The organism is Nocardia abscessus (genome assembly GCF_015477775.1).
GTDB classification, from domain to species: domain Bacteria; phylum Actinomycetota; class Actinomycetes; order Mycobacteriales; family Mycobacteriaceae; genus Nocardia; species Nocardia abscessus_A.
Map to the genome: position 1 here is coordinate 79,028 of NZ_JADLQO010000020.1, position 23,573 is coordinate 102,600.

Genomic DNA, 23,573 nt, shown 5'->3' on the forward strand with positions numbered 1-23,573 from the left:
TCGCGCAGCGGCAGGTACACCCGCTCGATCAGCGCTTGCGGGTCGTCGTCCGTCACGGCTTCCGGCCACAGATACACCGCCGCGTCGAAGCGCAGCCGCCGGGCCGTCAGCTGTGCGACCAGCAGGTCCATGTGCTGTGCGTCCGCTGGATGGATGGCAAAAGTGTCTGCGCTGGAGTCGAATTCACTACCGGGCCGCACGTGGACGACCGTGGTGGTGGAGCTGTGCGGGTAGGGGTGGTCGGCGGTGTCGAAGACGAGCAGCGCGGTCGGTTCGCGCTGCGGGTGCGTGGTGGTGTCGGTTTCCCAGTCGAACCCGAAGGTGACCAGGTCGTCTTCCGTGGCGACGACAGGTTCCGGCGCGACCGGGTCGGTTGTTCTCCGGTCTGTGCCTGCATCCCTGGTGGACGCGGCTGTGTGCTCGCCCGCGTCGAGCACCGTCGGCTCCGCAGTGGATTCGAGATCCGGGCGGGCAGGCTCCACGCCCGTAGTGCCTGCCGGACGGTAGTTCGCGCCTGCTGTGTCGGCGAGGTGTCCGGCGAGCGCTTCGATGGTCTGGTACTCGAACAACAGCGTCGGGTAGAGCGGCTCACCTACCCGTGCCTCCAGTTCGGCGGTCAGCCGCAGCAGGCGACCGGAATCCAGGCCGAGCTCGTAGAACCCCACGTCTGTCGCGATACCGGCGGGATCAGCGCCGAGCTCGGCGGCGACGAGAGCCGCGAGGTCGGCGCTGATCACGGCACGCGGGTCGTTGGCCGGAGCCGAAATAGGGTCGGTGGCAGGCCGCTGCGCAGGCTGCCGGGGAGCATCCGAGCCGGGCTGGGCCAGCAATCGTTGAATGTCCGCGCTGCCGCGCACGCGCTTGGACGTCAGCCGATACCGCGCGACCGGTGATCCGTCGGGGTCGTAGAGCGCCACGTCGGCTTCGAGCAGGTCCGCGCCGTGGCCGCCGTGGACCGTGGCTCGCACGTACACCTGCTCGGGGGTGGCTCGCCAGGCGCGCACGTCACCGAAATAGATCGGGATGAACGCGCTGTCGTCGTCCACGCCGAGCCGGTGCGGGTCGACGAACGGCACGATCGTCGAGGCGTCCAGGAACGTGGGATGCAGCAGGAATCCGGGCAGGTGCGCCGCGGCTTCGGAGCCGAGCCCCATCGTCGCGGTGACCACGTCGTCGCGGCGGGAGAAATGGCCGGTGGCGCGCATGAAGTCGCGGTGCTCGATGCCCCGGCCACCGCTCTGGGCGTACATCTCGGCCATCCCGCGCGCCTGCGACGACGCCGGGAACGAAGTCACATCGATTCCCGGCGGCTCGCCAGCCGAATCCGACCGCACCACAACACATTCCGCGACCGGCTCGATCGGACCGTCCGGTGTGCCCGCGGCGTCCAAGCGCTGGACGTCGATGGCGACTCGTCCCGTCGATCGATCGACCCGGAACGCGATGCGCACCGCGCCGTCGTCACCGAGTGCGACCGGACGCTGGAACAGCGCCTCCCGGATCGTCAGATCGCCGGGCCGGTAACCGGCCGCCATCGCCGCCCGCAGGATCATGTCGAGATACACCACGCCGGGCAGGATCCGGACACCGTGCACCCGGTGATCGCGCACCACCGGATCCTCGGCCCGCACGGTGGTGGCGAAGCTGTCCAGTTCGATCCCGCTCATCGCAGCGGCTCCACCCGGAGGAACGACGGGGCGGGCGCGTTCTGCGGCATCGGGACCACGATTCGCGGCGCGGGCTCCGTCGATGTGCTGGGAACCGTTTTCGGCAGCATGAAGCTCCTCTTGCGGAAGACGGGTGGATCAAGGGGTCGGCGAGTCGGCCGGTGCCCGTCGGGCGCCTGCTCGACGACGAGGTGGGCGTTGGTGCCACCGAAGCCGAACGAGCTGACGCCCGCCGCGCGCGGCCTGCCGTCGGCGGGCCGCCACGGGCGCAGTTCCCGGTTGACCTGCAGCGGCGACCCGGTGAACTTGAAGCGCGGATTGAGGTTGTCGCAGTGCAGCGACGGCGGCAGTGCCGCGTGGTGCACGGCCAGGATCGTCTTGACGGCCCCGGCGATGCCCGCCGCGGAAAGCAGATGCCCGATATTGGTTTTCACGCTGCCGACCGCGCACGGCTCCGGGCCGCGCGAGCGGTCGCCGAGCACGGTCGCCAACCCCTTCAGTTCGATGGGGTCGCCGATCATGGTGCCGGTGCCGTGCGCCTCGATATACGACAGCGCGTCCGGTGACATGCCCGCCATGTCGAGCGCCGCGGTGACCACTTCGATCTGCGCCCGCATATTGGGTGTGGTGATGCCCATGGTGTGCCCGTCGTTGCCGATCGCCGAGCCGCGCAGCACCGCGTAGACCCGATCGCCGTCGGCGAGCGCGTCGTCGAGCCGTTTGAGCATCAGCAGCGCCGCGCCCTCACCCGGCACGAAACCGTCGGCGTCCTCGGAGAACGTCGCGCACCGGCCGTGCGGCGAGAGCACACCCGCCGCCGAGAGGGTGACGAACAGCATCTCGTCGAGCAGCACCTCCACACCACCGGCCAGCGCGGCGTCGACCTCGCCCGCTCGCAGCGCCTGGCAGGCCAGATGCACCGACAGCAGCGACGACGAGCACGCGCTGTCGAGCACGACATTGCCCGCGTGCCAGTCGAAATAGTCGGAGATGCGCGCGGCGATGAAGTTCTGCCCGATGCCGATGATGGTGTGCCGGTCGGCGACCGGAATCCGGTTGAAGTAGTTCGCCGCCCGGCTGCCTGCGTAGACGCCGATCCGCTTGCCCGCCAGTTCGTCACGCCGGTATCCGGCGTCGGTGGTGGCCAGCACCGACGTTTCGAGCAGCAGCCGCTGCAGCGGGTCCATCTGCCAGGCGAGTTCGTCGGTGACCCCGAAATACTCCGGATCGAACAGATCCACGCCGTCGACGAATCCGCCCCACTTGCTGTTGGTCAGACCCGGGCCGCCGCTCGGGCGGTAGAACCGGGCCGGCTCCCAGCGAGCCGGGTCCACCTCGCGGACGCCGGATTCGCCCGCGGCGAGCAGGCGCCAGAACGCCTCCGGTGTGTCGCCGCCCGGCAGACGGCAGCCGACGCCGATCACTGCGATGGGCTCGGCTGCCCGGCCGCGGCGGGCGTCGGCGGCCCAGGCGGCCGTGGTCGGACGTGACCTTCCGGTTTCGCCTGTGCTCGGCGGATCGTCGGGCGTACGCGGCGGATTCGGTGCCGGTTCGGATGCGAAGCGTTCGGGGAACTGCTCGGTCAACAGGCCCGCCAGCGCGTCCAGTGTCGGGAATTCCAGCACCAGCGCCGGGTCGAAGGGCTGCCCGACGACCTGCTCGATCCGGCGCACCGCCGAGGCGATCAGCACCGAATCCGCGCCGTACTCCTCGAACCGTTTGTCGCCCTCGAAGCGGGCGGGGGCCAGCTTCAACTCGTCGGAGAAGATCCGCAGCAGTTCGTCATACGCCGCGGACCCGTTCGTCGCTGTGGGCGCGCTCGTCGCTGTGGGCGCGGCTGCCGGTGCCAACGGCGACGGCAGTGGCGACCTGCTGATGTGAGTCGAAAGCCGCAGCGCAGCACCGTAGTACGGCAAGACGACCGGAGCGCCGGGCAGTCCAAGGGCGGCGTCGAGCAGCTCGAACCCCTCCGCGGCGGTCAGCGCCGGAAGGCCGGTGGCTCGATAGGCCGTGCTGGTCACCTCACCGAACCCGGTGTCGCGGAACGACGGCCAGTTCACCGATCGGAACCAAGGCCGCCCGGCGGCGTGCTGGGCTTCGGCGAAGCGGTCCAGGTGCGCGTTGGCCATCGCGTAGTCCGACAGACCCACCGCCAAGCCGGGCAGCACGGCCGACACCGACGAGAACAACACGAAGAAATCCGGGCGATCGGCGGCCAGTACGTCGGCCAGGACCGCGGTGCCCGCCAGCTTGGGTTCGAGCACCGTCGCGATGGCCGGCCCGGTCTTGCGCACGAACGCCGGACTCTCGGTCGACACGCTGCCCGCGCAGTGCAGCACACCACCGATCGGTCCCAACTCGCGCCGGACCGTGTCGAAGAAGCCGGACAAACCCGTCTCGTCAGTGAGGCTGCCGAAGTAGGTCCGCACCGCGACACCACGATCCCGCAGTTCGACCAGCCGTCGCAGCTTGTCCCTCATGGGCCCGGCCTCGGCCGCCGCGCGATCCCATTCCGATTCCGGTGGGAGCGGCTCTCGGCCGAGGATGGCCAACCGTCGAGCCCCGCGCGCGACCAGCGCCGCCGCGAACTCCGCACCGAGTCCGCGCGTGCCGCCGGTCACCACGTAGGTGCGGGCGGGATCGACGACGAGACCATCGCGTGGCGTCGCGTCCGCCAGTTCGACGGCTTCGCGTACCCCGTCGCGATACCGCACCCGCGGCGCGCTGTCCTCGATGGCGGTGCATTCCGCGCCCAGGATCGCCAGCAATCGAGCGGGATCGGCGCACACCCTGTCGTGCTCGGCGACGAAGTGCACACTGCGGGTGCGCACGTCACGGATTTCCTCGGCCAGCGCGGCGGCCAGTCCGCCCAGCGGCGCGGATTCCGGACCGCCCGCGCCGGGATGGCCGGCGGCGACGTGCACCAATGCGAGCGAACCGGTACGTGCCTCGAGCACACCCTGGTACAGGCCCATCCGGCCGAGGTCGCCGGTAGACCGGACCACCGCCGCGGGGACGAGATCGCACACGTCGAGCAAGCAGTCGGTGTCGGGATAGCGCGCCACAAGTGCTCGACCGAGAGCGGCTCCCGCGTCGAAGTCGTCGCGGTTCAGGTCGCCCGGCACGTCCGACAGCCGCACCAAACGGCCTGGATCACCGGCCGCGGCGAGCGCCTCGACCAAGTCGCGCGGGGTCCGCGCGTCATAGATAACCACCGCGCGCGGGAATCGTGAGTCACCACCGGGCAGCGAAGCTTCCCGCCACACCGGAACCAGCACCCGGCGTTCGGCTGGTGCGAGTTGCGGCGATGGTGCTGGCCATTGGGCTGTCGCAGCCTGTGGCAGTGGCGTGTCCTTCTGCGCGGGCTGCCGACTCGACGGGGACTCGGGCAGTGCTGCTTCGGGCGCCTGGCCAGACCACTGCCTCGATACGGGTTGGGGGGACGGCGTGAAGTCCGGTGCGGGCGGCTGGCCCGAGCCGGCTCGCGGCATGTACTGCGGCGTCGACACATACTGCGGCCCGGGTGCCGGTTGTGACACCGGCCCCGGCACGGCCGGGTGCGTCGAGGCGGGTGGCGCCACGAGCATGTTCTCCTGTGCCGACACCGACTGCCGGTTCGGTGTGTGTTGTGACACGGGGCCCGATTCCGGCACTCGGTGGGGTGGTGCCAGCGGCGTGCTCTCCGGTGCGGACACCGACCGCCGGTCCGGTGTGGACGGCACCGGCTCGGGCACGACGTCCGGAATCCAGTACCGCTCCCGGGCGAACGGGTAGGTCGGCGCGGGGATACGGCGGCGGGGTCCGGGATCGCGGACGGTGGTCCAATCGATGTCGCCGCCGTCGAGCCAGCGCGCGATCCGGGAATCCTCGGCCGCATCCCGGCACGACCTGGCGCCGGGCGCGTCATCGATCCAGGCGCGCACGGCGGTGCGCAGTTGGTCGATGTCCCGCGCGACGAACGCGGCGCGCGCACTGCCCGCCTGCCGACCCACCTGCATGGTGTAGGCGAGATCGCCGAGGTTCGGCTGCTGCCCGGCGAGGAAACGGTCCAGCGCGGCAATGTAATCCGCGAGTCTCTCCCGGTCGCGAGCCGAAACCGGCACCACCTGCCCGCCGCTGAACCGCGTCTCCGGTCGGCGGTCCACGTACTCTTCGATCACCACGTTGGCGTTGGCCCCGCCCGCTCCGAACGAACTCACCGTCGCACGGCGCGGCCGCGCCGGATCTCCACCGGGCCACGGCAGCGGCCTGCTCGGGATCCGGAACGGGGTCGCCGCGAAGTCGATATTCGGATTCGGCGGTGTGGCGTGCAGCGACGGCACGATGGTCCGGTGGCGCAGTTGCAGAAGCACTTTCGTCAGCGCCGCCACACCGGCAGCCGCTTCGAGGTGGCCGACGTTGGACTTCACCGAGCCGATCGGCAGCTCGGTCACACCGGAACCACCGAAAACCTTGGCCAAACCGGCGATTTCGATCGGGTCACCCAGCGCGGTGCCGGTGCCGTGCGCCTCGATGTAGGACACCGATGCCGGGTCGACCCCGCCGACGCGCAGCGCCGAGCGGATCACCGCCGCCTGCACGTCGGGGTTGGGCACCGTGAACCCGTTGACGCGGCCGCCGTGATTGATCGCGGTGCCCTTGATGACGCCGTAGATGGTGTCGCCGTCGGCTTCGGCGTCGGCCAGCGGCCGCAGCACCATCGCCCCGACACCCTCACTGGCCACGTATCCGTCGCCGCCCACCCCGAAGGAACGGCAGCGGCCGTCGGTGGAGGCGAACTGGCCCTGGCTGAGCGCGACGAACTTGTAGGGATGCAGCGACAAATTGACCCCACCGACCACCGCCAGCTGGCATTCGCCGGTGCGGATGCTCTGGCAGGCCAGGTGCAAGGCGGTGAGCGAGGACGAACACGCCGTGTCCACCGCCATACTCGGACCTTGGAAATCCAAGGCGTGCGACACACGGTTCGGGATGCTCCAGAACGTCGAGCCGGGCAGCGTGCCGCGTCCGAGCCGCGACTCCTCGGCCCCGAACATCTGGTAGGTGCCCCACATGACGCCGACGAACACTCCGGCCTGCTCCGGCCGCAAGCCGCCCCGGGCCAGGTCGGCGCGGGAGTGTCCGGCGTCTTCCAACGCGGCCCAGGCGGTTTGCAGGAACAGTCGTTCCTGCGGGTCCAGGATCTCCGCCTCGCGCGGAGAGATGGCGAAGAACAGCGGATCGAAACAGTCGACGTCGTCGAGGAACCCGCCCCATTTGGTGTAGGAGGTGAACGGGTTGTGCCGGTCCGGGACGAAATAGCGCGTGTGGTCCCAGCGGTCCAGCGGGATTTCGGTGACGCAGTCGCGTCCCTCGACCAGCACCCGCCAATATTCGTCCAGCCCGTCCGCGCCCGGGTAGCGCCCGCTGACACCCACGATCGCGATATCCCCCATCGCGTCGGCGTGATAGCCGGAATTCGAGCCGGGCACCGCGTGGGGCACGGTCGGTGTCGCAGATGACGCGAACGAGTCGGCGGCTGCTCGTCGGTCCACCGGCTCGTGTGCAATCTCTCCGTCATCGACCGGGCGCCTGGTCGACGCACTGTAGGTGCCAGGTTCATTCCCGACTGCGGTGATCCCGCTGTCCGACGCCTGTTCTCGGGTGGCGGCTGCGTTCGGCGGGGCCGAAGCGATCGCCGATGCCACGGCGGTGTCCACTGTGGGAGCGGACATCCGCGCCGCCGTCCGCTCGGATGAATTGCCGTGGATTCCGGTCTGCTCCCCAGACGACGCCAACCGCACCAGCAGGCCGACAACCGCGCGCGGTGTGGGGTACTCGAAGGCCAGCGTGGCGGGCAGCCGGTGACCGCTCGAGCGCGACAACTCGTCGCGGATCTCCAGGGCCGCGACCGAATCCAGCCCGAGTTCGTGCAGCGGCCGATCGAGATCGGCGTCGGGCGCCAGCCCGAGGCAGCGCCGCACCAGCTCCTCCGTTCGGACCGACAGGTCCGCGCCATCACCGGTGGCGGAGACGCTCGCGGCGACCGCGGGCCCCGGTGCGACCAGATCCAGCAGCACCTCGGGCAGGTCGGCGCTGGACACACCCGACAGTTCGAGTGGCATCGTGGTGACCGCACCGGACGCCGTGGCATCGATCAGGTGGGCGAGAGCATCGAGCGCGCGCTCCGGGTGCAGGATGCCGTAGCCGCGCCGAGCCAGCCGCTGTACCGCGCCGCTGCTGAGCCGCTCGACCATTCCGGTCTGCGCCCACGGACCCCACGCGATCGACAGCGCGGGCGAGCCCGACGCACTCCGCAACTCGGCCACCCCGTCGAGGAAGGCGTTGGCGGCGCCGTAACTCGACTGGCCCGGTAAGCCCACTACTCCCGCTGCGGAGGAGAACAGCAGGAAGAAACGCAAAGACCGAGACGCGGTCAGCTCGTGCAGATGCCAGGCCCCGAACGTCTTCGGCGCCAGCACCCGCCCGACCCGTTCGGCTGTCTGCTCGGCGATCACCCCGTCATCGAGTACCCCGGCCAGATGCACCACCCCGGCCAGCGGCGGCAGGTCGCGGTCGATCCAGTCCAGTGTGGCCGCCACGGCATCGCGATCGGCGACATCGAGGGACCGCACCCGGATCCGGGCTCCACGCCCTCGCAATTCGGCGATGATCGACTCCGCCCGGGCATCGGGCGCCGACCGCGCGGCGAGCACGAGATCCGGCCAACCCCGGTCGACGAACCAGCGAGCCAGCCGCAAGCCCACACCACCGAGACCACCGGTGATCAGCACGGTCTGCCCCACGCCGAAGTCGGCCGGGAAGCCGCCGGGCCCGGTTTCCATCGGCACGAGCCGCGGCACACGCCGACGTCCCTGACGCAGCGCGAGCTGACCCGGGCCAGCGGGGGTGACCAGCGCGTCGACCACGGTGTGGAGGTCGGTCAGGTAATCGAGATCAAGCATGCGGCAACCGATTTCACGATGTTCGAGCTGCGCGCCGCGTGCGAAACCCCACAGTGCGGAGTGCTCCGGCGCCACCCGATCGACGGAATCGACCCGTTGGCCGTGCCGTGTGAGCAGCCACACCGCCGGCTCACCCGCCAATGCCGCGGCCTGCACGAGATGCAGCGCATTCGACACCAGACGCTCCGCACGGCCAGGAGCGGGCGCACCATCGGCCGACAGCGCACCCGCGAAGACGATCCCGCGCAGCGGTGTGCGTGCGTCACCGGCCGCGCCGAGCAGTGCGCGCACCGCGGCGGGCGCGTCCAAGTCGACCTCGAACTCGTTCTCGGCACGGAACCCGAAACCACGGCCGGGCCGGGCGAGTGCGCAGTCCGCACCGCGTGCCCGTAAGGCGTCGGCGAGCCCGTCGGTGAAGTCTCCGGCCGCTCCGATGATCAGCCAGCGTCCGGTCGCAGCGGCGGGCCGCGCCGATTCGGCTTCCCGCCAGTCGATCCGGTAGGTGTCCGCGACGATCCGGTCACGGGACGCACGGGCGGACGGTTGCCCGTCCGGTGTCGGTGTCGGCATCACTCGCAGTCCGTTCGCGACCACCACCGGGCAACCCTCCTCATCGAGCAGTCGAACATCGGCGACACACAGCTGTGGCGTCTGCTCGACGACGCGCACATGGCCGAAACGAACGGTGCCCGCGGCAGCCGAGACGAGTACCCCGTCCACGGCGAACGGCACCCAGGTCTGCTCGCCCGCTCGCGGCGACATCGCGGCGTATGTGGCTTGGAAGGCCGCGTCCAGCAGAACCGGGTGCACCAGGCCCGCGCCGCCGTCGGTGTCGGGATCCGACAACGTCACCAGGGCTTCGCGCGGGCCGAAGCGCACGTCGACGACACGGCGGAACGCGGGGCCGTATGGCAGCCCCGCTCGGGCGAGCAGTCGGTAGAAGTCTCCTCCGGCAAGAGTTTCCGGGCAGCGTGCAAGCACCTGCGCGGGGCTGGAGCCGTTCGGAATCCGGTGCGGTCCTGTCAGGACGAGGGCGCGCGCGTGGCCCGCGCCCTCGGTGGTCACCTGGACCGCCATTCCGTCGGTGGTCGGCTCGAAGCTCACCCGCACCGGCTGTGGGCCGGTCAGCCCGAGACCGCTGGTGATCACCAGGTCGTCGATCGCGACGACGTCATCGGCGAGAAGTTCGCGCGCGGTGTCGGCGATGGTCGCGACGAACCAGGCGCCCGGAACGACCACGGTCCGATCCACGACGTGGTCGGCCAGATAACGTGGGGAGTCCGGGGCGAGCGTGACATCGAAATGCGTTGTCCCGCTATGTGAATCCAGTTCGATTGAGGACGCGGCTCGCGGGTTTGCGTTGCCCGCGTGGTGAGTAGAGGCCGGAGCAGTCCCGGCTCGCATGGAAAGGTTCGTGTGCCCGTTGCTCGGTTCGGCGAGCGTGTCTCCCTGTGACGAATCACGGCCCGCTTCTCGAACGGGAAGTGCGGCAGGGGACGAATGCGCGGCCCGGCTCGGAAGCTCTGCGGAAGTGACGCTCGGAGCGGGAAGCACGTCTTCGAGTCGAGCCGGAGCGGTAGGTGTCGCACCCGGCTCCGGCAGCGCGCCACCTGAACTCCCATTCGAGTCCCCTGCGGTGAAGACGCGCTCGGCTGAGGTCGTGGCGTCGCCGGATCGATGTGTGTGGTCGGCGTTCCCGGTGGTTATGGAGTTCTGCGTCGAAAGCAAGTCCGCGGTGCGGCCCGAAAGCCCAGAGTGCCCTTCGGAGGCGCTGCCAGGTGCCGCAAGCGCGGCTTCCGACCGGACCTCGACCCAATAACGTTGCCGCTGGAAGGGGTACGTCGGGGCGAGCACGCGCCGACGGTCGTGCGGGCGGTGGACCTGTTCCCAGTCCACCGGCACGCCCCCGACGTACAGGTGGCCGAGCGCCGTCATCATCGTCTCGCGGTCGCCGCGCCCGCGTCGCAACGACGCGACGAACCGTGCCGAGTCCCCCAGCACTCGCTTGCCGAGCGCGGACAACGTCGGCTGCGGACCGATCTCGAGAAACACATCGATCCCCAGCTCGGCCATGGCGCGCATGCCCTGGGCGAAGCGCACGGGCTGACGCGCATGCCGCGCCCAGTACTCCGGCGTCAACTCCCCCGCGCGCAACGGCATCCCGGTGAGGTTCGATACGAGCGGAATCGCGGGATCGGTCATCGTGGCCCGCGCCGCAGCCACGGCGAGGTCGTCGAGGATCGGATCCATCGCCGCCGAATGGAAAGCGTGCGAGACGGTCAGGTCCGCGGTCCGGAAACCGTGCGCGGACAGTTCTTCCCGAAGCAGATCGAGCGAGGTGCGTGTTCCGGCGACCACCACCTGGGCCGGTCCGTTGTACCCGGCGATCGACGCCGTGGGTTCATACCGCGCGACAAGCGGCGCGACCTGCTCGGCGGGAGCGTCCACGGCCAGCATCCCGCCCCCGTCCGGCAGGCGCTGCATCAATCCGCCGCGCACGGCGACAAGTCGCAGAGCGTCCTCCACGGCCATGGCGCCCGCCGCGCAGGCGGCGACGTACTCGCCGACACTGTGTCCGAGCACCGCGGCCGGGGTGATTCCCCACGACCGCCACAGCTGCCACAACGCCCATTCGACGGCGAACAACACCGGCTGCGTGAACACCGTGCGGCGCAGCAGTTCGGGATCGCGCTCGCCGTACACGGCGTCGATCAGCCCGATGCCGTCCTCGATCGGTCCCAGCACCGCGTCGCAGTGCCGCAGTGCCGCGCGGAAGACCGGTTCGGAGGCGAACAGCTCGCGCGCCATGCCGGGGTATTGCGCTCCCTGTCCGGTGAACAGCAACGCCACCTTCGCTTTCGATGCCCGCTCCACCCGCCCGCGGAGCAGGGTCGGCGGCCGGTCCCGCAGGTCTCGCGCGGCGGCGTCGCCGGTCGCCGCGACGATCGCGAGCCGCTGCTCGAAATGCGTCCGCGCGGTGGCGGCAGTGTAGGCCAGATCCCCGAGAGGCACACGGGCCGAAGCAGTTTCGTTCGCCCAGAGCCGCGCGAGGTCAGTGAGGGCGGATTCGTCGCGTGCCGAGAGCACGAGCACCTGCGCGGTCGGCGACTCCGGTCGCGGGGCGGGCGTCGGGTCACCCTCCGCCACGATGACGTGCGCGTTGGTTCCGCTCATGCCGAACGAGCTGACGCCGATCGCCGGTTGATGCCCGGTCCGCGGCCACTCCCGCGCCTCGCCGACGACTTCGAGCGGCAATCCTGCCCAATCGATCAGCGGGTTCGGTGTGCGGAAATGCAAGCTCGGCGGAATCCGGCGGTGCCGCAACATGAGCACGGCCTTGATGACTCCCGCGACACCGGCCGCCCCCTCGGTGTGCCCGATATTGGTCTTGACCGACCCGATGAGCAGGGGCTGCGTGCGCCCCTCCCCGTACACCTCGGCCAGTGCGGTGGCCTCGATCGGGTCTCCGAGCGGGGTGCCGGTGCCGTGTGCTTCGACGTAGTCCACCGCGTCCGGCCGCATGCCCGCCCGGTCCAGTGCGTCGGTGATGACGCGTTGCTGGGCCGGGCCGTTGGGCGCGGTGAGACCATTGGACCGGCCGTCGTGATTGACCGCGACGCCAGGCACCACGGCCAGCACCTGATCGCCGTTGCGGCGGGCTTCCGACAGTCGGGTCAGCACGAGCACGCCGCAACCGTCGGCGCGGACGTAGCCGTTGGCGTCGGCGTCGAAGGCCCGCGACCGTCCGTCGGGCGACAGGGAAGCCAGACGGCAGAAGCCGATGGTGGTCTCCGGGGCCAGCTGGAGGTTCACACCGCCCACCAGCGCCAGATCGCAGCGGCCCGCGCGCAACCCGTCCCAGGCCGATTGCAGCGCCACCAGCGACGAGGAGCAGGCCGTGTCCAGCGTCATCGCCGGACCTTGCAGCCCGAGCACGTAGGCCAGTCGCCCGGCCGCCACGCTCGGCGCCGAACCGATGACGGAGTAGGCGCCGATCGCGGTCGGGTGGGCGGCCTGGGTCGGTGTGCCCGGGTACTCGCTGAAGCACAGGCCGACGTACACGCCGGTGCGGCTGCCCGCCAGAGCGCCTGGTGCGCGACCGGAGCGCTCCAGTGCCTCCCAGCTGGTCTCCAGCAGCAGGCGTTGCTGCGGGTCCATCGCGCGCGCTTCGGCCGCGCCGATGCCGAAGAACGCGGGATCGAATTCGTCCGCACCGTCGACGAAACCGCCCCAGCGGGTGTACATGCGGCCCAAGGCCGCCGGATCGGGGTCGTAGTAGGCGTCGATGTCCCAGCGCTGCGGCGGCACCTCGGTGATCGCGTCGCGGCCCTGCCACAGCAGATCCCAGAAATCCTCGGGTGTGCGCACCCCGCCGGGAAAGCGGCAGCTCATGCCGACGATGACGATCGGGTCGTCGTCGGAATCGTTCTGTTCGCTCTCCGAGCCGTTCGATACCGACAGTGTCGAACTCTGCTGCTGGACGGGAGGTTCCGGTAACGGCGTCTCCGAGATTGTCGAGGTGTCTGCCGCAGGGCTGATGCTCACGACGTTGTCGGCCGACCCGCCCGCTTCGCCTTCGGTAAGCGCGGGCGCGCCCTTACGGTGCAGGAACCGCGCGATGTCACGCACGGTCGGGTAGTCGAAGACGAGCCCGGCGGGCAGCGGCATTCCGATCTCGGCGGCCAGCGCGGCTCGCAGCTCCATCCCCGTGAGGGAGTCGACTCCGGTGTCGTGCAGCGGCAGATCCGGGTCGAGTTCGCTCGCGCGGTCCAGTACCCGCATCGCGACGCGCTGCACGAGCGCCTCCCACGGCGCGACATCGTTCGACGCGGGCCGGGGCTGCGGTGACGTCGGCGGCTCTGTCTGCAGTGGGGCAGACGGCGCCGCGACCTGCGACGAGCGGTTGGCGTACCACCGTTCCGGCACGAAACCGAACACACCCGGGACAGTGCTGTCGTGGCGAACGAGATGACTCAGCGCCGCGACGGCATCGCCCTCGTACAGCGGCGGCAGACCACGCCGCGTGAGCCGCGCGGTGACGTCGGCGCGGCCGGCGGCCATGCCCACATCGGCGAACGGTCCCCACCCGATACTCAGCGCGGGCAGTCCCTCGGCCCGGCGTCGCCAAGCCAGCGCGTCCAAGGCCGCGTTCGCGGCGGCGTAGTTCGCTTGACCGGGAGTACCCAGCACGCCCGCGACGGACGAATAGGTGACGAACAATTCCAGCGGTTGGTCGCGGGTGAGCTCGTCGAGGTGCAGCGCCGCATGATATTTGGGCCGGAGCACGGTCTCGAATCTCGACCAGGTCTGCTCGGTCACCACGCCGTCGTCGAGCACTCCCGCGCAGTGGACCACGCCGTGCAAGGGCGGGAAGCCGGACTCCGCGATGGCACCCAGCAGTTCCGCGACGGACGCGCGGTCGCCGACGTCGGCCTGGTGCGCCGTCACACGGGCGCCGCCGGCGCGCAGTGATTCCAGCAGCCGCTCACCTACCGCGTCCGGCGCACGGCGGCCGACCAGCACGAGATGCCGCGCCCCACGCTCCACCAGCCACCGCGCGGCCGCGGCGCCGAGGCCACCGAAGCCGCCGGTCACCAGGTAGGTGCCATCGCTCGACCGATCACCGCCCGCGGCGGTCGGGGTGTCTCGGCCGAGCAGGACGATGCGGCCGGGATGGTTCCGGTGCGACATGGCGCGAAACGCCTCGGCGGCCCGCTCGATGCCGTGCACCGCGTGCGGCAGCGCATCGAGTGCGTGTTGCTCGAACAGCGCCATGACGCTGCGCAGGATCTTCCCGAGCCGCCGCGGGTCGGTAGCGGCCGGATCGAACTCGCGATGGTCGACCTCGCCGCCGCGGTGGGCGGTTTGCTGCTGCACCGGGTCGACGACGTCCACGAGTCGGCCGTCCGCGTGCAATATGCCGACGGCCTGCGCGGCGAAGTCGTCCCCCAGGGTGTGCACGACGACATCCATTCCGTGCCCTGAGGTCGCCGCCCGGACGTGTTCGCCCACCTCGTGGTGCCAGGTATCGATCTGCGTGACCGGCAGTCCCGCGCTGCGCGCCCAGCGACACAGCGCGGCGGTCGCGAACACCTGCGCCCCGGCATGCGCGGCGAGCTGGACCGCGGCCATACCGACGCCGTCGGCCGACCCGTGCACGAGCACACGGTCCCTGGCGCGCACGCCGCCGACGTCGAACAGCGCGTACCAGGCGGTGGTGAACGCGTACGGCACGGTCGCCCCTTCGGCGAACGCGAGGCGTTCCGGCAATGGTGCCACCATGCCCTGGTCGACAGTCACGTGACGGGAGAAACTGTCCCTCGCCAAGGCGACGACACGATCGCCTACCGCGAAACCCTCGACCCCCGCCCCCACCGCGGTGATCCGGCCCGCGCATTCCGCCCCCAACGGCACCGCACCTTCGGGGTGCAGGCCCGAGGCCACCCACAGGTCGCGGGCGTTGAGTCCGGTAGCGGCGACCGCGATCTCGACCTCTCCGGCTCCTGGTGCGCGTCGAACGCCAGGTGCCCATCGCATCCGGTCGAAATCGCCGGAACGATGCGCGACCAGCCGGTAGTCGTCCGCAGGCGCGGGTCCGTCGGCGAGCCGAGCTGTCAGCCAACGGCCGCCGCGGATCGCGAACTCGCCTGCGGCGCGCTCGCCGAGCAAGCCCTCGACGATCGGCGCGTTGTGCTCGCCGAGTTCGGCAGGCACGTCCAGCAATCGGCACCCGAACTCCGGGTGCTCGGTGGCCAGCGTGCGCCCGAAGCCCCACAGGAGAGCCTGATCGGGATCCGGCCGGTCGGCGAGGGTGACGCGCTGGGCGTTCACGGTCAGCAACCACAGCGCAGCGGGCCGGTGAGCTGCCGCGTCCAGTGCGCGTGTCAACTGCAAGGCAGCTTCGATGCGGGTCTGCGCGGACGCCGCGGTCCACGCGAAGACGATGCCCTGCACAGAATGCGTGGCGGCGAACGACGAGGCCGGGTCTTCCGGGCGGACAACCACGGTCTCAGCGCCGCGTGCGACCAGGCCGCCTGCGACGGCGTCGCCGACCGGCCCGTCAGCGAAGACCAGCCAGCGGCCCGCGGCATTCACCCGTGTGGGCTCAGCGCTCTCGGCCGAGACCCATTCGACGTGATGCAGCAGGCCCGCGAGCCTGGACGAGTCCTGCTCGGCGGCAACGGCTTCCGGCGCGGAATCGCGTTTCGTGGCGATCAAGCTGACCCCGTGCAAGCTGGCGAGCGGTCGTCCCGATGCCGAATACAGTGTGGCGTCACCGACGATGACGCGCGTCCCGCGTTCGGTTACCCGTACCCGGCAGCGGACGATCGTATCGCCGACAGTCGGGCTGCCGAAGAATCGAGCACGATCTATCCCGGAGGGCAAGAACAACCCCTCCGCGGCATCGGCGGTCACCACAATGCTGTGCAGGCACGCATCGAGCAGGATCGGGTCGAGCGTCGCCGGACTGTCCTGCGGCAACCGGAAGACGGTCTCCGCGTCGGTGTCGCTGACCCGCCGGAACTCGGTGGCGCAGCGGTAGTCGGGCCCCAAGTGCAGACCCAGCCGCGCCGCAGTCTCGTAGTAGGCGGGCCATATCCCACGCTCCCCAGCGTGTCCCACTGCCTCGTGTGGTTGCGTCGGGGCCGCCTGCGCGGCGGTGAGTTTCGCGTGCGCGTAGCTGGTCCGGGCATCGTCGGAACCTACGAAGCGGACATCGTAGCCGTCCTGGCCGCGATCGAGCATGACCCGCACGACCGATTCAGCGGTGACGTCCAGCGGAGTGACCAGGCGCAGGCCGGTGACCTCCCAGCCGCCCGGCAGTTCAGCGGCGATCTCGTTCAGTCGAGCGCACAGCCACGCCGCGGGCACCGTCGGCACACCACGCAGGCGATGCCCCGCGAACATCTCGGGCGTCAGCCGCAAGGTGCGCGAGGACGTGAGCCGAGGCTCGGCACCGGGGTCCTGCGCGAGCGGTTGGGCGGGAGCCTGAGTGGCGGGGAGTTGCGCGGCGCCACCGGAGCGGGGCTCGAGTTCCAGCCAGTGCCGTTTGCGCTGGAACGGGTAGGTCGGTAGGTCGACCCGGTGCCACGGTCTACCGGAATAAACTGCCGCCCAGTCGATTTCCGCTCCATCGACGTAACGATCGGCCAGCTCCGCCGCGCCACTGGACACCCCGACGACCGATCCGCTCGCCGTGCTCCCGGTGGCGACGCTCTCCAGCGCGGCGCGCAGCTGTGCCCCGGTGTCGAAGCCGATCGCCACCCGCTCGCCGAAATGCGTGCGGCCCACTGCCGCCGACGCACACAGATCCGCCAGCGCCGTGTCCGGGCGGGCGGCCAGCAGATCGCGATACCGAGCCGCCAGTTCTCGCAGGGCGCCGGCGTTCTTCGCCGACAGGACCAGCAGGTGGGGTCCGGAATCGGCGGCGACTGCGGCCTCGGACGGCCGCGGTGCTTCTTCGATCACCACGTGCGCGTTCGTCCCGCTGATCCCGAACGCGCTCACGCCCGCGCGCCGCGGCCGCTGCGCGCGCCGCCACGGGCGCTCCTCGCCGACCACGCGGATCGCGACCGAATCCCAGTCGATGTGCGGATTGCCCGACCGGAAGTGCAGCGAGGCGGGAATGCGCTCGTGCCGCATCGCCTCGATCACCTTGATGATGTTGGCGATGCCCGCCGCGGCCTGGGTGTGCCCGAGGTTCGACTTCACCGAGCCGATCCACAACGGCGCGGACTCGGTGCGGCCCTCGCCCAGCACGGAGGCGAGCGCGTTGACCTCGATCGGGTCGCCGAGCGCGGTGCCGGTGCCGTGCGTCTCGACATAATCGATGTCCTCGGCCTCGACCGCCGCGTCCGTCAGCGCCGCCCGGATGACCCGTTCCTGCGCCGGACCGTTCGGCGCGCTCAACCCCTGACTGCGGCCGTCGGAATTGACCGCTGATCCGCGTACCAGCCCCAGCACCCGATCGCCGTCGCGTTGCGCGTCGGCCAGCCGTTTGAGCACGAGCACTCCCGCGCCGTCACTCCAGACCACGCCGTCGGCGCGCGCGTCGAAGCTCTTGCACCGGCCGTCGGCGGCCAGGCCGCGCGCTCGCGCGAAGTAGATGTCCAGCGAGGGCGTGAGCACCACCGTGGCCCCGCCCGCCAACGCGAGATCGCATTCGCCGCTGCGCAGGCTGCGCACCGCCGTATGCACGGTCACCAGCGAGGACGAGCACGCGGTGTCGATGGTGAGACTGGGACCGTTGACGCCGAGGAAGTACGACAGCCGCCCGGAGGCGACGCTGGCCAGGTTGCCGGTGCCGAACCAGGCGTTGGGGGCGACATCCGCCCGCGCCATCCGTTCGGCGTAGTCGTTGGACATCAACCCGACGAAGACGCCGGTCCGGCTGCCCTCCAGACGGCTCGCGGGATAACCGGCGTGTTCCAGCGCCTCCCACGAGGTTTCCAGCAGCAGCCGCTGCTGAGGGTCCAGCATCCGTGCTTCGCCCACGGAGATGTCGAAGAATCCGGCGTCGAATTCCTCGACACCCTCGACGAAGCCGCCCCAGCGGGTGTAAGTCTTCCCCTCGGCATCAGGGTCCGGATCGAAGAAGGCCTCCACATCCCAGCGGTGCGTGGGCACCTCGGTGACCGCGTCGGTTTCGGTGGTGAGCAGATGCCAGAGGTCGGCGGGCCCACGGACGCCTCCGGGATAGCGGCAGCCCATACCGATGATCGCGATCGCGTCGGCGTAATCCGCAGGAACGGAGCGAGTTTCGGGTCTTGTGAGTTGAGTCACGTTCGGTGTACTAGGTGTAACCGGAAGTTCGGCCGGGTACACCGCGGGGGTGAGCTGCTCGGAGATGCGCATGATCGGTCGCTGTTCGGCCTGCTCCCGTGCCGTGCGGCGTGGGGTGCCGCTGCCGGGTGCGGTTTTCGCGCCGAGCCGGGCGATCTCCTCGGACACCGCGGCGACGGTCGGATGATCGAACAGCAGGGTAGCCGGAAGCCGCACCCCCAGATCGGCGGAAAGCGCGTTGCGCAATTCGACGGCCATCATCGAGTCCAGCCCGAGTTCGCGCAGCGGCGTGCGATCGGCGACAGCCGTGGTGCGGCCGAGCGTCGTCATCGCGTGGGCGCGCACCAGCTCCAGCAGTTCGGCCGGGTCGCGCGATTCGTGCACGTCCTGCTCATCGACCTGAGCGATCGTTTCCTGCTCCGCGGAGACATTCGCGACGACGGGGAACACCGCGACGACTCCTTCTGCGGCCACCAGCGAGCGCAACGCTCGGGCACCGTCCTCGACAGCCAATTCGGCGACGCCATGGCGCACCCACGCTCGGCGGGCCGCATCGCTCAGTCCCTCAGCCATGCCGGTGCCCGCCCACGGACCCCACGCGATGCTCACCGCAGGCAGCCCTTGCGCCGAGCGCAGGCGAGCGAGGGCATCGAGGTAGGCGTTCGCTGCGGCATAGTTGCCCTGGCCGGCGGCGCCCACCACGGCGCTGACCGACGAGAACAGCACGAACAGATCCAGCGCCCGGCCTGCGGTCAACTCGTGCAAGTGCCAAGCGCCCGCGACCTTGCCCGCGAACACCCGCTCGAGGTGTCCCGAGGTCTGCTCGATCAGCAGCGCGTCGTCCAGGACGCCCGCGCAATGCACCACTCCGGCCAGCCTCGGAAGCTCGCCGCCGAAACGACCGATCAATCGGGACAGCGCAGCTCGGTCCGCCACATCGACCACCGCGGTCTCGACGCGCGCACCCAGGGCGGCGATGCGCGCCACCTCCTGCTCGTCTCCCGGAGCCTGGGCGCTGCGACCGGCCAGCACCACCGTGCCCGCGCCCGCCTCGGCCAGGACGCGCGCGGCGGTCAACCCGAGCGCTCCACGCCCGCCGGTGACCAGATACGCGGCAGCGCGATCCAGACGCGGCACCGTCTCGACGTCATCGGCAGGCCGCAGACCCATCGTGTACCGCTGGCGGCCGAGCAGTGCAACCGCGTCATCCGCTGCTTGCGAGACGATTTCGTCCACCAGGCGGTGGTCGTCGCAGCGAGCGCCGACGGGCAGATCGATCAGGCGGCAACCCAACTCGGGAAGTTCCGTGCGCACCACCGCGCCCAGTCCCCACAGCGTCGCAGCTGCCGGGCGCACGAGTTCTCCGGGCAACGCGCCGGTCGCCCCCACGGTCACCAGGTGCAGCGGTCCGTACGCGACCGTCCGAGCCATCGCCTGCACCACGCCGAGGGCGAATGCCGTTTCCGTGCGCGCCGCGTCGGCGCTGTCGTCCGCCTCGACATCGGCGAGGTAGATCACCGCCCGGCCGTCGCCGGGCCAGACGGCCGGATCGGTCGTACGCTCCACCGCCACCGCATCGGTGCCGGTAGCGCGCAACGCGGCGGCGAGCCGGTCCGCCTGCCTGCCGACGCCGATCACCAGCGCGGCGGCCATGCCCTGTCCGCGCGGCGCCGCCGCGGCAGGCTCCCAGACCGGTCGATGAGTGAAGCGCGACATGCGATCCCGATCCTGCGACTGCCCGGCGGTGCCGGACTCGGCGAACCATACGTCTTCGATATCGCAGATCACCGTGTCGGCGGTATCGAAGACGGTGATGCGAATCGTGCGGCCGGTGCGCTCGGCCAGCGCCCACGCCCGCTCATCGGCCCGTGCCCCGGACAGACGCAAACGGCCGATACCGACCGGCAACTGGGCCGCGTGATCATCACGGGTCACCAGCGCGAGACCGGTCTGCACCGCGGCGTCGAGCAGGCACGCCAGCCAGGCGTCCGGTTCACCGGCGAGTTCCGCCGGTCGCGTCAATTCGGCGAGCACGCTGTTCGCGCCGAGCCGCAGCCGCGTGATCCAGCGGAATCGCGGACCGAACGTCAACCCGGAGTCCGCACAACGACGGTAGAAATCGTCGGTGTCCCACTCGGTGGACGGGGTGAGTCGCGCCGCGGACAGGCTTCCGGAATCGCGCGGCCGATTCGAGGCGGCTCGAACCACCGCGGACACCGCCGTGACGCTGCCGACCTGGAACCGAACTTCGGTGCGGCCCTCCCCGACGGACACCAGCGGCGCACCCAATTCCTCCAGCGGCACCGGCCGCGCGGCCACGAAGTCGATCAGCTCGTCGTCGGCGCCGCCAGCCGCGCGCAGGGCTCGCAGCGCGAGATCCGCCGCTGGCACCACCGCGCGATCCCGAAACCGATGCTCGGCAAGGTATCCGGTGTCCGGGGACGGCACGGTGATCCGTACTCGTTCGAAAGGGTAGGTGGGCAGGCCGTTGCGCCGCCGCGCGTCCGGGGGCGCCACCGCCTTCCAGTCGATCGCCGCGCCCGCGCAGTAGAGGTCGCCCACACCGCGCAACAGCACCTCGTCGTCCACGGACGCACGCCGCATGCTCGGCACCCACAAGGCGTCCGGGTCGGCTTGCCTGCCGAACTCCAGCAGCACCGGATGCGGGCCCACCTCGAGATAGGCGTCGACACCGAATTCGGCTACCGAGCGCACACCCTCGGCGAAGCGGACGGTGCCGCGGGCGTGCGCACGCCAGTACGCGGCATCCATCGGGTCCTCGATCCGTGCGCCGGTGACGTTCGATACCAGCGCAATCGACGCCGCGCGCGGGGCGGGCACCAACTCGGTGACCCGTGCCTCGAAGTCGTCCAGCATCGGATCCAGCAGGGGCGAGTGGAACGCCGTCGTACCGGGCAGACGCACGGTGCGAATCGATCGTTCCTCGGCTGCTCGCAGCACCTGGCGCACCGCGTCCACCGCTCCGGAGACGACGAACTGCCCTGGACCGTTGACTGCGGCCACCGACAGACTCGCCGCGAGGTCCTCCAAGAGCATTTCGAACTCCGTGGGCGCGGCGAAGACTGCCGCCATCGCCCCTTCCTGTGTCACTGCCTGCATCAACCGGCCGCGCTCGGCTGCCACACGCAACCCGGTAGCGAGGTCCAACGCGCCCGCGACGGTCGCGGCCACCAGCTCACCGAGGCTGTGCCCCAGCACAATGTGCGGTCGGATGCCGAAGCTCGACCACAGTTCGGCGCATGCCCATTCGATCGCGAACAGGGCCGGTTGGGCGTACTCGGTGCGGGCCACCAGCTCCTGGTTCGCATCGAACAGCACCGACCGCAAACGCATCCCGCCGGGAAGCGGCCCGAGTAGCTCGTCACAGCGGTCGAGCGCGGCGCGGAAAGCCGGATATTTTCGGTCGAGTGCCGCGCCCATCCCCGCGTACTGGGCGCCCTGCCCCGTGAACAGCATCGCGACCCGCGGCTCCCCCGGGTCCAGGTCGGTCGACCGACCTGGAGAGGCGGCGAGTTCGCGCGTGGCCTCCTCGGCCGTGCGCGCCACGACCGCGCGGCGATAGGCGAAATGCGTTCGCCCCAGCGCGGCGGTGGCGGCGACATCGGCGAGCGGTATCTCCCGCCGATTCAGATGCTCCGCGTAGCGATGGCTCAGCGCGTCCAACGCCGAGGCGGTGCGCGCCGAAAGCGCAATCAGCACCGGGTCTTCCGGATCCGCGCGGGCCGCTGGTTCGGGCGCCTGCTCCAGCACCACGTGGGCGTTGGTGCCCGCGAATCCGAACGAACTGACCCCGGCCAGCCGCGGCCGGTCGGTGCGCGGCCACGCGACATCGCGGGTCGGCACCGCCAGCGCCGTGCCGTCCAGCGCGATCTTGGGGTTCATCGTGGCGAAATCGTGCTGGCGCGGTATGCGTTCGTGCTCCAGTTGCAGCACCACCTTGATCAGCCCGGCCACGCCCGCGGCCGCCTCGAGGTGACCGATCTGCGACTTGACCGAACCGAGCAGGCACACCGAGCCATCCGCGCGCGGCGCGCCGAGAACCTTGGACAATGCCTCGATCTCGATCGGATCCCCGAGCGGCGTGCCCGTGCCGTGCGTCTCGACGTAACCGACCAGGTCGGCGGCGCAGCCGGCATCGCTCAAGGCATCGCGCAGCAGTTCTCGCTGCGCCGTCGGGTTCGGCGCGGTCAACCCCATGGACCGGCCGTCGTGGTTCACACTCGATCCCCTGATGACCGCCCTGATCGCGTCACCATCAGCGATCGCTCGCGAAAGCGTCTTCAGCACAACGACACCCGCGCCCTCGCCGCGCACGTACCCGTTCGCTCGCGCGTCGAAGGGACGGCAGTGGCCGTCCGGTGAGAGCGCCCCCATCCGGGCCAGCGCCTCCGAGGTGAGTTCGGATTGCAGCAGATTCACACCACCCGCCAACGCCACGTCGCACTCCCCCGCGCGCAGACTGCGGCACGCCTGATGCACCGCCACCAGCGACGACGAACACGCCGTATCGATCGCCACCGCGGGACCGCGCAACCCGAGCACGTAGGACACCCGCCCGGCCACGATGCTGGACATCGTCCCGGTGAGGGTGTGCGCGTCCACCGAACTCACCCAGTCCGGTGTGATCGTGCGCTGGTATTCCTGCCAGCTGACGCCGAGGAACACACCGGTGCGCGCCGCGGCCGGGCCGTCCGGGACCAGGGCGGCGTCTTCCATTGCCTCCCAGGCGACTTCCAGAACCAGCCGCTGCTGCGGATCCATCGCCGCCGCTTCCCGCGGCGCGATACCGAGGAACTCCGCATCCATGGCATCGATCGGACCCGCGAGCAGACCAGCCCGCCGCCGCGCTCGCCGAGGCGCCGAATCCGTTACGGTCCAACGGTTTTCCGGCGCCTCGACGATCGCGTCGCGGCCCGAGGACAGCAGTTCCCAGTACTGCTGCGGGCTTTCCGCGCCGCCGGGAAAGCGACAGCCGATCCCAACGATGGCGATCGGCTCGCGCTGCGGCCGTGCCTCCAACTCCTGAATCCGGCGGAGTGCCCGCGTCAGCAAGACCCGTAGGTCGTACCCATCATCTGACATCTGCACAGCCACCCACATCTTGCAAAAGTTGTGACGTGGAACATACGGCGGGCCCGGTTATGCGTCAATTACATCC

At 70.4% G+C, this 23,573-nt stretch carries 2 protein-coding genes (1 of these 2 cut by a window edge); both read right to left on the reverse strand.

The window, feature by feature from the left end; all coding sequences use genetic code 11:
- Nucleotides 1–1,667: the 5' portion of a thioester reductase domain-containing protein gene (locus IU450_RS34865; RefSeq protein WP_195153973.1), read on the reverse strand. Its footprint begins 11,017 nt before the window's first position; the window shows 1,667 of its 12,684 coding nt (coding positions 1–1,667); the start codon lies at nt 1,665–1,667; the stop codon falls past the left edge of the window.
- Nucleotides 1,664–23,497 carry a type I polyketide synthase gene (locus tag IU450_RS34870; protein WP_195153974.1) on the reverse strand — a complete coding sequence of 7,278 codons (21,834 nt, stop codon included), beginning with the start codon at nt 23,495–23,497 and terminating at the stop codon, nt 1,664–1,666. Before IU450_RS34870 ends, IU450_RS34865 begins: the two co-directional genes overlap by 4 nt.
- Nucleotides 23,498–23,573: the final 76 nt, after the last annotated feature.